At 64.1% G+C, this 13,495-nt stretch carries 13 protein-coding genes and 1 pseudogene; 7 read left to right on the top strand and 7 right to left on the bottom strand.

Going from position 1 to position 13,495, the window contains the following annotated elements; translation table 11 throughout:
- Positions 1 to 22: 22 nt before the first annotated feature.
- On the top strand, positions 23 to 1,357 hold the full coding sequence (gene pdxR, locus CCONF_RS02595; RefSeq protein ID WP_290224908.1) for a MocR-like pyridoxine biosynthesis transcription factor PdxR: 1,335 nt from the start codon (positions 23 to 25) through the stop codon (positions 1,355 to 1,357).
- A gap of 21 nt (positions 1,358 to 1,378) precedes the next feature.
- Here pdxR and CCONF_RS02590 read toward each other — a convergent pair whose 3' ends face one another.
- The 3 genes and pseudogenes from CCONF_RS02590 to CCONF_RS02580 form a co-directional block, all read right to left on the bottom strand.
- Entirely contained in the window at positions 1,379 to 2,188 is an 810-nt protein-coding gene (locus CCONF_RS02590; protein ID WP_290224905.1) for an SPFH domain-containing protein, read from the bottom strand.
- Entirely contained in the window at positions 2,188 to 2,844 is a 657-nt protein-coding gene (locus CCONF_RS02585; protein WP_290226205.1) for a hypothetical protein, read from the bottom strand. Before CCONF_RS02585 ends, CCONF_RS02590 begins: the two co-directional genes overlap by 1 nt.
- Before the next feature lie 336 nt (positions 2,845 to 3,180).
- A pseudogene (locus CCONF_RS02580) lies at positions 3,181 to 5,503 on the bottom strand (nitric-oxide reductase large subunit); the annotation flags it as partial.
- A 357-nt stretch (positions 5,504 to 5,860) separates the two neighbouring features.
- Between CCONF_RS02580 and CCONF_RS02575 the strand changes: the two are divergent.
- From CCONF_RS02575 to metX, 3 genes are all read left to right on the top strand, one after another.
- Entirely contained in the window at positions 5,861 to 6,067 is a 207-nt protein-coding gene (locus CCONF_RS02575; RefSeq protein WP_290224903.1) for a hypothetical protein, read from the top strand.
- A gap of 131 nt (positions 6,068 to 6,198) precedes the next feature.
- Positions 6,199 to 7,530, top strand: a complete 1,332-nt coding sequence (locus CCONF_RS02570; RefSeq protein ID WP_290224901.1) for an O-acetylhomoserine/O-acetylserine sulfhydrylase — start codon at positions 6,199 to 6,201, stop codon at positions 7,528 to 7,530.
- 78 nt (positions 7,531 to 7,608) lie between these two features.
- The gene (gene metX / locus CCONF_RS02565) at positions 7,609 to 8,760 is read left to right on the top strand and encodes a homoserine O-acetyltransferase MetX (protein ID WP_290224898.1); all 1,152 of its coding nucleotides are present in this window, start codon (positions 7,609 to 7,611) and stop codon (positions 8,758 to 8,760) included.
- Positions 8,761 to 8,769: 9 nt separating this feature from the next.
- Here the strand turns inward: metX and CCONF_RS02560 are convergent, their stop codons facing one another.
- Positions 8,770 to 9,147, bottom strand: a complete 378-nt coding sequence (locus CCONF_RS02560) for a DUF3017 domain-containing protein (protein ID WP_290224896.1) — start codon at positions 9,145 to 9,147, stop codon at positions 8,770 to 8,772.
- Complete coding sequence (locus tag CCONF_RS02555) at positions 9,131 to 9,991, bottom strand: bifunctional methylenetetrahydrofolate dehydrogenase/methenyltetrahydrofolate cyclohydrolase (protein WP_290224893.1); 861 nt, start codon at positions 9,989 to 9,991, stop codon at positions 9,131 to 9,133. Before CCONF_RS02555 ends, CCONF_RS02560 begins: the two co-directional genes overlap by 17 nt.
- Before the next feature lie 292 nt (positions 9,992 to 10,283).
- Here CCONF_RS02555 and CCONF_RS02550 point away from each other — a divergent pair, with 292 nt between their 5' ends.
- Positions 10,284 to 10,589, top strand: a complete 306-nt coding sequence (locus tag CCONF_RS02550) for a hypothetical protein (RefSeq protein ID WP_290224891.1) — start codon at positions 10,284 to 10,286, stop codon at positions 10,587 to 10,589.
- Positions 10,590 to 10,668: 79 nt separating this feature from the next.
- Positions 10,669 to 11,139, top strand: coding sequence for a tRNA (cytidine(34)-2'-O)-methyltransferase (locus CCONF_RS02545; RefSeq protein ID WP_070769206.1), 471 nt, complete (start codon positions 10,669 to 10,671; stop codon positions 11,137 to 11,139).
- On the opposite strand, the gene CCONF_RS02540 is transcribed toward CCONF_RS02545, so the two are convergent.
- Together CCONF_RS02540 and CCONF_RS02535 are read right to left on the bottom strand one after the other, a co-directional pair.
- Positions 11,136 to 12,602: a PH domain-containing protein gene (locus CCONF_RS02540; protein WP_290224885.1), complete on the bottom strand. Its 1,467-nt coding sequence runs from the start codon at positions 12,600 to 12,602 to the stop codon at positions 11,136 to 11,138. The two genes, CCONF_RS02545 and CCONF_RS02540, sit on opposite strands and share 4 nt — an antisense overlap.
- Positions 12,599 to 13,072, bottom strand: a complete 474-nt coding sequence (locus CCONF_RS02535) for a PH domain-containing protein (RefSeq protein WP_290224883.1) — start codon at positions 13,070 to 13,072, stop codon at positions 12,599 to 12,601. The genes CCONF_RS02540 and CCONF_RS02535 overlap by 4 nt, the downstream gene beginning before the upstream one ends.
- A 125-nt stretch (positions 13,073 to 13,197) precedes the next feature.
- Here CCONF_RS02535 and CCONF_RS02530 point away from each other — a divergent pair, with 125 nt between their 5' ends.
- Entirely contained in the window at positions 13,198 to 13,458 is a 261-nt protein-coding gene (locus CCONF_RS02530) for a helix-turn-helix transcriptional regulator (RefSeq protein WP_290224882.1), read from the top strand.
- Positions 13,459 to 13,495 lie beyond the last annotated feature (37 nt).

The raw sequence follows: 13,495 nt of genomic DNA, 5'->3' as shown, positions 1-13,495 counted from the left end.
GGACCACTTACTATGGATTTTTATGCACACCCTGCCCCTGCCCGCCCGGATCGCCGCTGAGCTGCGCGAGCAGATCACCCACGGCGTCTACCGGCCGAACGAGAAGCTGCCGTCCACCCGCGCCCTGGCCCACCGACTGGGGGTAGCCAGGGGCAGCGTGGTCACCGCCTACGAGCAACTCATCGCGGAGGGATACCTGCTCGGCCAGCACGGCTCCGGCACCCGCGTGCACCCGGATATAAGCCCCACTCCCCCGCGGCCCGCCCCCGCGCAGCCAGTGCCCGAGGAAAAGGCCGCGCTGCTGCAGCTAACCCCGGGGTTACCGGATACCGCGCGGCTTATCACCCCCGCCTGGCGGGCAGCGTGGCGCACCGCAGCGGCCGATGCCAGCCAACTCACCGAGCAGGCCCCCGTCGGCCAGGCGGAGCTGCGCTGGGAGATCGCCGCGCACCTGCGCCACATGCGCGGGCTCAACGTGGATCCCGCCCGCATCATGGTCACCGCCGGGGCCCGCGAGGGCCTAGCGCTCCTGCTGCGCGCGGTGGGCGGGCGCCTGCGCGTCGGCGTGGAGTCCCCGGGGTATCCCAGCCTGCGCCAGATCCCGCCGGCCCTAGGGCATGCGCTCGTGGAACTGCCCACCGATGACCACGGCCTGCGGGTGCCCACCGAACTCCCCGGCGGCGGGCTCGACCTGGCGCTTATCACCCCGAGCCACCAGTACCCCTACGGCGGCTCCCTGCCGGCCGCCCGCCGGACCGAGCTGGTCGCCTTCGCCCGCCGCCACGACGTCCTCCTGGTCGAGGACGACTTCGACTCGGAGCTGCGCTATGCCGGCCAGCCGCTGCCGGCCCTGGCCGCGCTGGGCCCGGAACAGGCCGTCCTGTTGGGCACGTTCTCCTCGGTGATTTCGCCTTCCATCGCGTGCGGCTACCTGGTGGTCCCCGACCGGATCATCGCCCCCATCCGCCAGGTGCGCGCGGTCACCGGGCAGCCGGTGGCGGCCATTACCCAGGCGGCCCTGGCGAAGTTTCTGGCCAGCGGGGAGCTGCGCCGGCACACCGGGCGCGTGCGGCGCGACTACCGGCGCCGCCGCGATCTGGTGGTCTCCGCGCTCGGGCCCGCCGTGCGCCCCATCAGCGGCGGCCTGCACGCCGTGGTCATCTGCACCCGGCCTGCCCGCGAGGTCGTGGCCGCGGCCGCCGAGCGCGGCCTCGCGGTGACCGCCCTGACCGACTACTGGGGCGGCACGGCGGCCGACAACGGAATCGTCATCGGCTTCGGGCACTTGAGCGACGCTGAGCTTGCTTCTGCCCTCAATGTTTTTCAGGAGATTCTCGGTCAATCCCCCGCGGATTAGCTCCGCGATGCCCCGCTCCCATTACTTGGGCTGGCTTTGATGGGCGTCCTTAAAGCCCTTGGAAAAGGTCCCCAGACTCTCCATGAAGCCGCCCATGATGTCGATGGGGAGAGGGAACACGATCGTCGAATTCTGATCCGCCCCGAGCTCCAGCACTGTCTGCAGGTAACGCAGTTGGAGGGCAGCGGGAGCCTTCCCCAACTCGTCAGCAGCTTCCCGCAGCTCCCGAGAGGACTGCAATTCGCCGTGGGCGGAAATCACCTTGGCACGGCGTTCACGCTCTGCCTCCGCCTCGCGCGCCAAGGCCCGCTGCATCAGTTCTGGGATTTCCACGTCCTTGATCTCCACGATGCGAGTTACCACACCCCAACGCTTGGTCTGCCCATTAATAATGTTGGCCAAGTCTTCATTGAGTTCCTCGCGGTGCGCCAGCAAGTCATCGAGATCCGCGCGGCCCAAGAGAGTACGCAGCGTAGTCTGCGCGATCTGGGAGGTCGCAACGGCGTAGTTCTCGACTTCGAGCACCGCCTTTACTGAGTCGGTCACCTCGAACATGACCACCGCGTTTACCCGGACGGAGACGTTGTCCTTGGTGATGATTTCCTGCGGCGGGATGGTTAAGGTCACGACCCTCTGGTCCACGCGCTCTAGCTTGTCGATGCCCGGCCACAGGAAATGCAGCCCAGGCTCCATCAGCGGCCGCAAGTGCCCGAAGCGGAAAGTCACGCCGCGTTCGTATTGCTTAATGACCTTGAACGAGTATGCAGCGAAGGCGACGAGTAAGGCGATGACAATGCCAATGACAATTGGCCAGAATACAAATGCAGACATTAGTGTGTTTCCTTTTCCATGCCGGACTTTTTACGGTCCGAAGCGAATTTCGACTTTCCGTACTTCGCCCCGTACCTGTCGATCTGTGCAGCCAGCTCGGCCTCCCGGTTATCGAGCTCAGGCACGACGATCCTGGGCGCGTTGGAGGGGGTCCTCCACAAATGCCGGGACAGCGGGTACACGCCAAGTGCGGAAATAACCAGCACGGTAGCCAAGATGATTAACACCTCAGACAGCGAATGGTTGGTAATCAAGGAGCACAGCGGCAGTAGGTAGCCCATGGCAGCGACAGCTAGAGCAATTCCGCGGTGGAAACGCCCCGCGTCAGAATGCGGCCAAGGGTCTAGCTGGCGGGTAACCTCGCGGCCGTGGTGCGAGACCGTGCAGGAATCCTTGACCGGGCAGGTATTGCAGACGGTCGGGTTTCCCCGGTACCGCATAACGCGGTTTTCGGGATCGAAGCTCGACGGCCACAGCCACTGATCCTCGGGGCACTGCCACGCGTCGTGTTCCTCCAGGTAGCGAAAGGTTCCCGCCCGGTTCGCCATGGTGCGGTTCGACGTTTGCTTCGCCATCCCGTCAAAGGCCCAGGCAATGGCCACGAGGAAAAGCCCATAGACCACTGCTAGGAGGGTGAAAATGCCAGGAGCTTCCATCACTTCCCTACCCTAGTTCTTCTCGCCATCGGCGGGGTCAGAGTCGTGGCCCGAATCGGACCGGTAGGTACCGCCCCACTTCGAGTTGTACTTCCCACCCCAGTTGGTCTCCGACTCAAAGCCAGGGGACCACGGGCCTGTCGGTGCAGAATCACCGCGGCCAGAATTCGGAGACTCTTGCTCGACAAACGCACCGCGCTCGTCGATATAGCCATAACGTCGACCGGCCACACGCCCACCGTCGTACCCGGCACGGCGGGAATCAACACGTGCCTTGCCACCGGATACCAATCCGACCGACGAAGAGGCTCCAGTCGCGTGGGACGCGTCGTACTCTTCCTCCTCAGCAGTGACGATACTGAAGAGCGGATCGGCAGGATGCTCATCGACGGTCGGAATGTGCTTGTTGTACAGCACGCCCCGCAGCGCCGCGATCAAGAGCGGAATGATCCCGACGAGGAACAGAACGTCACCAGGCATACGCAGCCACTCCATGATGGCGTTGCCGGGTTCGGTGATATAGCCCAGGGAACGAGCTTCCACGTAACCAGATGCCACGGACTCATAGAGCTGGAGGATGCCTAGCGGCAGCAAGGAAATCACTACCATCCACAGCAATCCGAGGTTCTGCAGCCAGAAGGCACAGGCCATCGCTTTTTCCGACCACTTGTCCGGCGGCGTGAGATAGCGCAGCGCGAAAACGGATAATCCGACAGCCAAGAAGCCGTACACGCCCATCATGGCGCCGTGGGCGTGGTTAGCAGTCAGGGCAGTGCCAATCTCGTAGTAGGACACGATCGGCAGGTTGACTAGGAACCCGAAGATGCCGGCGCCAAGGAAGTTCCAGAAGCCCACGGCGACGAGGAACATCACGGCCCAGCGGTGCGGGAACGGGCGTTCACCGGACGCGCGCTGGCGAGAGCCGAGCTGCATAAAGGTCCACGCCTCAACAGTCAGCAGGGTCAGCGGCACAACCTCAGCTGCTGAGAAGAAGGCACCCAGCGCCATGTGCTCGACTGGCGTTCCGGAGAAGTACAGGTGGTGCATGGTTCCCAGCACGCCGCCGGTGGAATAGAGAATCACGTCGAGGAAAATGATGCCCAACGCAATCTTTTCACGGATAACGCCCAGCAGGACGAAGACGTAGGCGACCATGACCGTCGTGAAAAGCTCCAGGAAGTCTTCCACCCACAGGTGAACAACCCAGAAGCGCCAGAATTCAGCTACCGAAATATGCGTTTCCGAACCCGCCAGGTTACCCACTGCGTAAAACGCTGGGATGGCAATCCCCGCGTAGAAGAACAACCACGGCATGTTGGATTTGTGCTCGGTTTTCAGCCGGCTGCGCAGTTGCCGGAAGATGATCCCGATCCACACGAACATGCCGATGGTAAGCAGGATTTGGAAGAATCGCGGCAGGTCAAGGAACTCCCACTGCTGAGAGAAGAGAGTTCCTTCCTCGATGTAGCCCATCGTGGACAGCCACTCAAACGCCATGGAGCCAAAGACGACGAACGCGATTGCTCCCAGTAGGAACCAGACCAACCAGTGCTGCCCCTTCGGCTCTTTCTTGCCGACGAATGACGCCAAGAAGATGCCGGCCGCTAGCAGTCCCCCGGCCGTCCACAGGAGCGATAACTGCAGGTGCCACGTTCGGGACACGTTGTACGGGAGCAATTCCTGCAAAGGGATTCCAAAGAAACCCGTGAGCTCTGTTCGGTAGTGCTGCGATGCTGCACCCAACAAAGCCTGGATGAGGAACAGTACCGCAATCACCAAGATGAACCAGGCGACAACCTTCTGGGATTTGGTCAGCCCGACTTCCCCCGGCTGGGTGAAATCGAGGTTAGGCGTTTCCTCTGCGTGCCAGCCAATAGACTTCGACCAGCGCCCGTAGATGGCGAAGATCAGGCCGGTACCACCGATCAGTGCGATCAAGGAAAGCACCGACCAGACCACGAGGTCTGCGGTGGGGCCGTTGTCCACGCGGGGTTCTGCCGGCCAGTTGTTGGTGTAGGAATAGTCCTGACCCGGTCGTTCCGCCGCCGAGGCCCAGGCGGTCCAGCCGAAGAAGCCGGTCAGATTGTTGATGTCTTGCGAATCGGTAATGAATTCCGACGGCAAGCCCTTTTCGCTGGAAAGAGGACCAAAGTATTCGGCGTAATATTCCTTAGCGGCTTCAAATGCCGCTATCTGGTTATCGGTCCACTCGAGAACCCCGGTTTCGGGATCATAGCGGTTGGCTCGAAATTCTTCTTTAACGGCTTCCTCGGGAGTTGCGGCGTCATCGACGAACTCGGGAATTCCGTTCTCATCGTTGAGCTCCCGTGCCTTTTTCCAACGACATACGCAGGTACTCAGCGGTGTAGTCGGGACCGAGATACGCACCGTGGCCCATGACGGAGCCATATTGCTGAAGACCACGCGCCTGATAGAGCGCCTGGCCATTTAAGATTTCATCTTTCGTGAGAATCGTTTCCCCCGAGGACTGGGAAACGATTTTGTCGGGAAGCGGCATCGAGGCTGTGTAGGTGCGATAAGCCAAGAACCCCATTACCAAGAATCCAAAAATCATCACCAGCGCGACGCCTTGCACCCAGACGTTGCTCATTTTTAGGACAGGTCTACGACGCTCGTCCGTGCCAACTGTAGAGGACATAATTTCCCGTCTTTGTCGGATTACCCGCAATCCAGATCTAGTTCTGCCCGACTGCGGCAAGGTGGCACTGTGCCAGAAACCTCCCTTCGATTATCTACGGTCTTTCCCGTTTTAAATAGACGTAAGAGTGTTTTCCCCACTATTCGAGTCATCCAAACGATTGAATAGTCATGCCTTACCTCGGCCCACAAGCCCGAACGGAACACCCCGGAAGAACCAGCGCTTCAGCACTACATTCACCCCTTTTAGCCCTCCCACAAAACAGCCGACCCCGACGCCTACTCCGGTCTGTTACCTCGAGCACACCACCGTCTTCGACAGGATAATTAGAACGGCTTTTCCCGTAGTATTTGAAATATGTCTTTCACAGAACACACAAAACGCAATTGGCTAATCACGCTATTTGCCGCCATCTTCCTAGCCGCCATTACATCGATGATCTTCCTCAATAATCCCCACCAGACCGTCGTCATCGCCATGGTCTTTATTGCTGCGGCGCTTTTTTTCGGCCTCATCCTCGGCGGCTGGTACCTCATCAGCGGTCGCAAGGGTCGCCGCAAATAGGAAAGAAGCCCACCCGCCGGACGTCCACGCCAACAAAACCGACCGCTTTGTCTATTTTTATTCCCGCCACGACCTGCACGTTTTCTGAAAGTCTTTCGTAATAGACAGAGCGGTTTAGTACGGTTTCTGGCATGACGACGAAATACGACAACACCGAATCCAACCCGAACTTCGCTAACTGGGACATCGCCACGCGTGCGCTGCACGTAGGCCAGGACCTGGACGGCAAGAACAACGCCCGGAACCTGCCGATTTACCAGACGACGTCCTACGTCTTCGACAACGCCGAGCACGCCGCGGCCCGCTTTGGGCTGTCCGATGCCGGCCCGATTTACTCCCGCCTGACCAACCCGACGCAGGACGCGCTGGAAAACCGCATCGCCTCCCTGGAAGGCGGCGTGGCGGCCGTGGCTTTCGCCTCCGGCCAGGCGGCCGAGACCGCCGCCATCCTGACGTTGGCCGGCGCCGGCGACCACATCGTGGCCTCCCCGCACCTCTACGGCGGCACCGCCACCCTCTTCACGGTCACCCTGCCGCGCCTGGGCATTGACTTCACCCTGGTGGACAACCCGGACGATCCGGAGTCCTGGAAGGCGGCCATCCAGCCGAACACCAAGGCGCTCTACGGCGAGACCTTCGGCAACCCCGCAGCCGACGTGCTGGATATCCCGACGATCGCCGAGGTCGCCCACGCCGCCAACGTCCCGCTTATCGTGGACAACACCATCGCCACCGCCGCCCTGGTCCGCCCGCTGGCCCTGGGCGCGGACATCGTGGTCAACTCCACCACGAAGTTCTACACCGGCAACGGCTCCGCCCTGGGCGGCATCCTCGTCGACGGCGGCAAATTCGACTGGACCGTTGAGCGCGACGGAAAGCCGGTTTTCCCCGGCTTCGTCACCCCGGATCCGGCCTACCACGGCCTCAAGTACGCCGACCTGGGCGCCCCGGCCTTTGCCCTGAAGGCGCGCGCCGGCATCCTGCGCGACACGGGCGCGGCCATCTCCCCGTTCAACGCCTGGCTCGCACTCAACGGCCTGGAGACCCTCACCCTACGCATCCGCCGCCACAACGAAAACGCCCAGGCCGTCGCCGAGTACCTGGAAGGCCACGACAAGGTCACCAAGGTCAACTACGCCGGCCTGGAGTCCTCCCCCTACCGCAAGATCAAGGAAAAGCTCGGCCTGGACTACACCGGCTCGGTGCTCTCCTTCGACATCGAGGGCGGCAAGGACGAGGCTTGGACGTTCATCGACGCCCTGCGCCTGCACTCCAACCTGGCCAACATCGGCGACACCCGCTCCCTGGTGGTCCACCCGGCAACCACCACGCACTCCCAGTCCGACGAGGAGGGCCTGCGCGTGGCCGGCATTACCCAGTCCACCATCCGCCTCTCAGTGGGCATCGAGGATGTCAAGGACATCATCGCCGACCTCGAGCTGGGATTCGCAGCGCTGGGCTAAACCCTGCTGCGCCGCACCGAGCCGCACTGGGTCATTCCCTCGCCGCTGATTGTCCCCTCGCTTAGGAAGTAGTTGATTATGTCCGAATATCCCCGCCTCGCCCCGCCCGGTCGCCGCACCACCGTGCCGGTGGGAGCGGTCACCACGGAGGCCGGCGCGGAAATCCCGGACGTGGTAATCGCCTACCAGCGCTGGGGCAGCTTCCGCGGGGACCCGGCAGGGGTTAACAACGTGCTCATCGTCGAGCACGCCCTGACCGGCGACTCGGACGTGACGGACTGGTGGGGCGACCTCATCGGCCCGGGCCAGGCGCTGGACACGGATCACTGGTGCGTTATCGCCACCAACGTTCTGGGCGGCTGCGGCGGCTCCACCGGTCCGTCCTCCCAGCACCCGGACGGCCGGCGATGGGGCTCGCGCTTCCCGGCCGTGTCCATCCGCGACCAGGTCGAGGCCGAAAAGCTGCTGATCGATGCCCTGGGGCTGAGCACCGTCCACGCCGTCATCGGCGGCTCCATGGGCGGGGCGCGGACCCTGGAGTGGTCCCTCATGTACCCGGCAGCGCTCACCGCGGCCTGCGTCATCGCGGTCTCCGCGCGGGCCTCCGGGTGGCAGATCGGTATCCAGTCCGCGCAGATTTCCTCCATAGAAAACGACCCGCAGTGGCACGGCGGTGACTACTACGAGCTGGGGGTTGCCCCGGAGGGCGGCCTGGCCGCCGCGCGCCGGATCGCGCACCTGACCTACCGCGGCGAGCAAGAGATCGACGAGCGCTTCGGCACCACCGCCCAGCGCGGGGAGAACCCCCTTGGCGCCTACCGCGCCGGCGACCAGCGCTTCGCGGTCAACTCCTACCTGGAATACCAGGGAAAGAAGCTGGTCGACCGCTTCGACGCCGGCTCCTACGTCACGCTGACCGAGTCCTTAAACCGGCACGACGTCGGCCGCGGGCGCGGCGGCCTGAACAAGGCCCTGGCCTCGTCGACCGTGCCGACGATGGTCGTCGGCGTCGACACCGACATCTTGTACCCCTATCACCAGCAGGAGCACCTCTCGCGCAACCTGGGCAATCTCTTGGCCATGGCTAAGGTCGTCTCCCCCGTCGGTCACGACGCCTTCTTGACCGAGACCCGCCAGATGGACCGCGTGCTGCGTAATTTCCTCACGCTGTCGGCCCCGGACGGCCTCGACCTGCCGGGCGGGCTGACCGATGGCGACTACGCCATCTAACTGAAACCGCTAGCTGCCCAGCGCGTCCACGGAGACGGCCAAGAAGACCAGCGTGGCCCCCACCACCGCGCTGAAAATGCAGTCGAAGCGGCGCGAGCGCACCGAAAAGACCCCGACCCGACGGGAGTCACAGGTCGCGCGCACGACCACCAGCCAGAGCATCGCCGTCCCTAAGGCAAACGCCGCCCGGCGCCAGTGCTCCAGCAGGGCAAAGGCCCCGGAGAGCACCACCACGGCGACGAAGGCCCCGATCATCGCCCACTGCACCTTGGCCGGCAGCTTCGACGGCGCCACGTGCCGGTCGTGGGGATTATCCAACGAGGTCTTGTCCAGCCCGGCGACTGGCCGCGCGGACGCGGCCTGCGCCTTATTAATCGGCGAAGCCATGAGCCTTTTCTGCCCGCTCGACGATGTTGCGCACCAGGAACGCGCGGGTCAGCGGGCCCACGCCGCCCGGGTTCGGGGAGACGAATCCGGCCTTATCCCAGACGTCGTCGGCGACGTCGCCGGCCAGCTTGCCATCCACGCGGGAGACCCCCACGTCCAGGATGGCCGCGCCTTCCTTAATCATGTCCGCGGTCAGCATGTGGGCCTTGCCGGCTGCCGCGATGACGACGTCCGCTGCGCGGGTCTCCGCCGCCAGGTCCTTCGTGCCGGTGTGGCACAGGGTCACGGTGGAGTTCTCGCTGCGGCGGGTCAGCAGCAGGCCGATGGGCCGACCGACGGTCACGCCGCGGCCGATGACCACGGTCTTGGCCCCGTCGAGCTCCACCCCGAAGCGGCGCAGCAGGTGGATGCAGCCGTTCGGCGTGCACGGCAGCGGCGCGTCCTCATTGAGCACCAGCTTGCCCAGGTTCACTGGGTGCAGGCCGTCGGCGTCCTTGTCCGGGTCGATGCGCTCGAGGATGCGGTTTTCGTCCAGGTGCTTCGGCAGCGGCAGCTGCACGATGTAGCCGGTGCAGGCCGGGTCCTCGTTCAGCTCATCAATGACCGCCTCCAAGTCCTCCTGGCTGATATCGGCCGGCAGGTCCTTGCGGATGGAGTTAATCCCCAGCTGCTCGCAATCGCGGTGCTTCATCTTCACGTAGGACTGGGAGCCTGGGTCCTCCCCCACCAGCACGGTGGCCAGTCCCGGAGTAACCCCCTTCTCCTTCAGCGCAGCCACACGCTGCTTGAGGTCTTCAAAAATCTCGTCGCGGTACAGTTTGCCGTCTAGTTTGGTTGCAGCCATGGCCCCCATCCTAGTGGGAGGCACCAGCCGAGGCCCCACGGGAGTGCCGCCCCTGCCCGCTCCGATACCCCAACAACGTCCCAAAGCAGGCCAAAGTCCTCATTGCTTCCTCCGTGAGGAACCAACCCCACGGTCTGATTTGGTCCTTATCCTACTGGAAACGGCTGAGTTTTTATGTAGACTACCGACACCGAAGACATCCTTGAACAGCCCTGCCATTAGGCAGGCAAGATGGCCCTGTACGCAGAGTCTTGGCTTTGAGTGAACAGATGTAGGTAGAAAGGTTTCTTCGATGGGATTCGGCGGTGCTCTGCAAAGAACGAGCAAAGACGGTGGACCGTGGGTACCTCCGGCATGGTTCTCGTTTATTGTCCTACCAGCCATGGTCGTAGCAAGTTTCTACATCAGCCAAGTGACCGGCTGGCGCGGCGTAGCTTCACCCAACGAAGAAGGTGTCTCGTGGAGCGAGGTGAGCTCGGAAGGATTATTGGGGTATTCGGCGCAATTCCTTGCCTTCTATTACCTTCTGGTCCTGCCGTTTTTCCTTGTGCGTAGGTACAGGTGGAAAAAGCGCGATAATCGCGGGACCGACGAATAAGAGACACCGGTCTCTAAAGGCAGCGGGAGAGCAAGAGGTGCGAGTCCTACCTCTGCCTTACACCGACTACCCTAAAACCATGACCAACCTGCACATCGTCTTCGACAACCCCGTGATCCCTACCAACACCGGCAACGCCATTCGGACTGCGGCGGTCACGGGCGCGCACCTGCACCTCATTGAGCCGCTGGGGTTCAACTTCGACGACAAGCACCTCAAGCGGGCAGGGCTGGACTACCACGACCTGGCCGATATGACCATCCACCCCAACTTCCAGGCCTGCATGGATGCCCTACCCGGCGCGCGGGTCTTCGCGTTTACCACCCACACGGACAAGTGGTTTACGGATATCGAGTACCAGGAAGGTGACGTGCTGCTCTTCGGCACGGAGCCGACCGGCCTGCCGGCCGAGCACCTCGCCCACGAGCGGATCACCGAGCAGGTGCGCATCCCCATGGTGCCGGCGCGGCGCTCGATGAACCTGTCGAACGCGGCCTCGACGGCCGTGTTCGAAGCCTGGCGGCAGCTGGGCTTTAACGGCGCGGTCTAGACCGAGCCCGGATCGTCTTGGGCGTTGGCGCTCAGGGCCGCCGGCAAGCGCCGGGCACGCAGGTGGCTCAGCAAGGCGGCCGCTTCGGCCGGCTCCAGGTCGCTGCCGGCCATGCGCACCGGGCCGGCGACCAGTTCGTAGCGGACGGTGGCCAGCCGGCACAGCTGGGCAATCGGGCCGGCGGTATAGGCCAGCTCCTGGATGTGGCTGTTGTCAATCACGCTGACCCGGCGGTTGAGCAGCCCGGCGTGGGTGATGCTGTTATCGCCGACCAGGGTCACGGCCTGCCGGTGGGAATCCAGCGGCGAGACCCACCAGGCCCGGCGCGGCGAGGAATAGGTCGGCTCACGGGCGCCCTCCGGCTGGGCGTAGCGGTCGATCTCCTTCTTGTCCAGCGGGCTGAGCAGCTCCAGCAGGCGGAGGGCCTGCTCCCGGCTGCCCACGGGCAGCACCCGGGTAGTGCCTGAGACCTTGCCCGCGGCGGAGCCGTAGCCGGCCACGGACACGCGGACCTCCCACCACTTGGCCAGGCGCCACAGCAGCGACTGCCGGACCTGGACGCCGTGGATGCGATCCAGGCGCACCGACTGGTGGCGCCGGTCAGCCAGGCCGTAGTTGATGATGAGCAGCGCGCGGCCGGAGTCGTCCTCATCCAGGCGGGAGCTAAACCGCCATGAGGTGTCGATGAGCTCCCAGACGTTGGGCACCAGGCCCACCAGGATCGGCACCACGGTGGTATTCGGCACCGGGGTGAGAACCAGAACCGCAGCAATCACCACCACCAGCAGCGTGCTTAACCGCAGGGCCGCGCCCAGCAGGCTGCGCCGCGTCGGGATGGGCGGGATGACCACCTCCTGGTGGGCGGTGTCGCTGGCGGTGTCGCTGCCGGCGGCATCGTTAGCGGCAGCTGGCTCCGCGCCGGTGGGTGGGCGGCGGCCGCTGGTGCGGGTGAGGATCTCCTCGCGCAGCTGGGTGGCCGCGGGCTTTTTCAGGTAGGCGATCTGGATGTGGGAGGACGCCCCGCCGGCGGTCTCGACGCGGACGGCGGCCACGCCGAAGATCCGCGCGATGACCGGCTCGATGACGTCGACGGCCTGGATGCGGTCGTAGCGGGCGGTGCGCAGCTGCGTGGACAGCACCCCGCGCCGCAGGGCCAGCTCGTCCCTGCCCAGCTGGTAGCCCAGGCGGCGCCACCAGATGGCGGAGAGGAACCAGATGGCCAGACAGATGCCGATGAAGGCGGCGGCGGTCCAGGCGGCGTCCCGCAGGCCGCGGCCCCAGTGGCCGTCGGCGATGAAGCGCGCGGCATCCCCTAGGACCTCGAGGTTGATGTTGACCACCCCGATGGCCAGGATAGCCAGGATGACCGACCAGAACTGCAGCAGCGGCGTGAGCCGGTGCACGCGGTGGAAGCCGTCGGCGTCGACGGCCGCGTTGTCCGGGCCGCGGCGGTGTTTGCTCACAGCCCGCTCATCCTCTCCCGTGCCTTGACGGCTAGGCGCTCGCGCAGCTGGTCCGCGGTCTGGGCCGGCAGGCCCTTGACGGTCGCGTCCGTGGTCACCGAGGCCGTATGCAGCTGCAGCTTCTTAATGCCCAGCCAGCGCTGGATGGGCCCGGCGGTCACGTCCACGAACTGGATGCGCCCGTAGGGCACCACGGTAAAGGTGTGCCACAGCTTGCCGCGGGTAATGAGCAGCTCGTCGTCGGTTTCCAACCAGCCCATGTTGCGCACCTGGGCGGGGATGAGCCAGGCCAGCCACGCGCCGAAGGCGGCGATGACGATAAGGCCCCAGTACCACCAGCTGGCCCAGAACAATCCCAGGGCGCCCACGCCCAGGGACAGGGCTATCAGCCAGATCGCGGCAATGATATAGCGGGCCTTGACCAAGGCTTGGGAGACCGGGTTGAGCTCCGGCGGGGCGACAGCGTTCATGCGCTTTAGCCTAACAATCCTGGGCGCGACTGCCGGGTAATAGCCGGGCGCTGCTCTCGGTCGGGTGCCTCGCGCCAGAAAACTACACCTTGACTAACCGTTATGTTTATATAATAATTTCTTGCATGTCCCCGAAGAAGAAGCCGCGCCGCCCCATCTACAACCGCGTGCGCCTGCTTCGCATCGAGCGCGACGTCTCCCGCGCCGAGCTGGCCGCGGCCGTGGATGTCAACCCCCAGTCCATCGGGGCACTCGAGCGCGGCGACCACTCGCCCAGCCTCGACCTAGCCTTTAGCATCTGCGAGTTCTTCGACCTGCCCGTCGAGGCCGTCTTCTCCCGCACCGAGTTCACCCCGCTGTCTAGCGAGCTCTACCAGCGGATCTAGCCGGGCCCTCCCGGCGCCTCCGGCGGCTGTCGCCCGC

The sequence above is a fragment of the Corynebacterium confusum genome, assembly GCF_030408715.1.
GTDB lineage: Bacteria > Actinomycetota > Actinomycetes > Mycobacteriales > Mycobacteriaceae > Corynebacterium > Corynebacterium confusum.
This window is presented reverse-complemented; position numbering and strand designations above follow the sequence as displayed.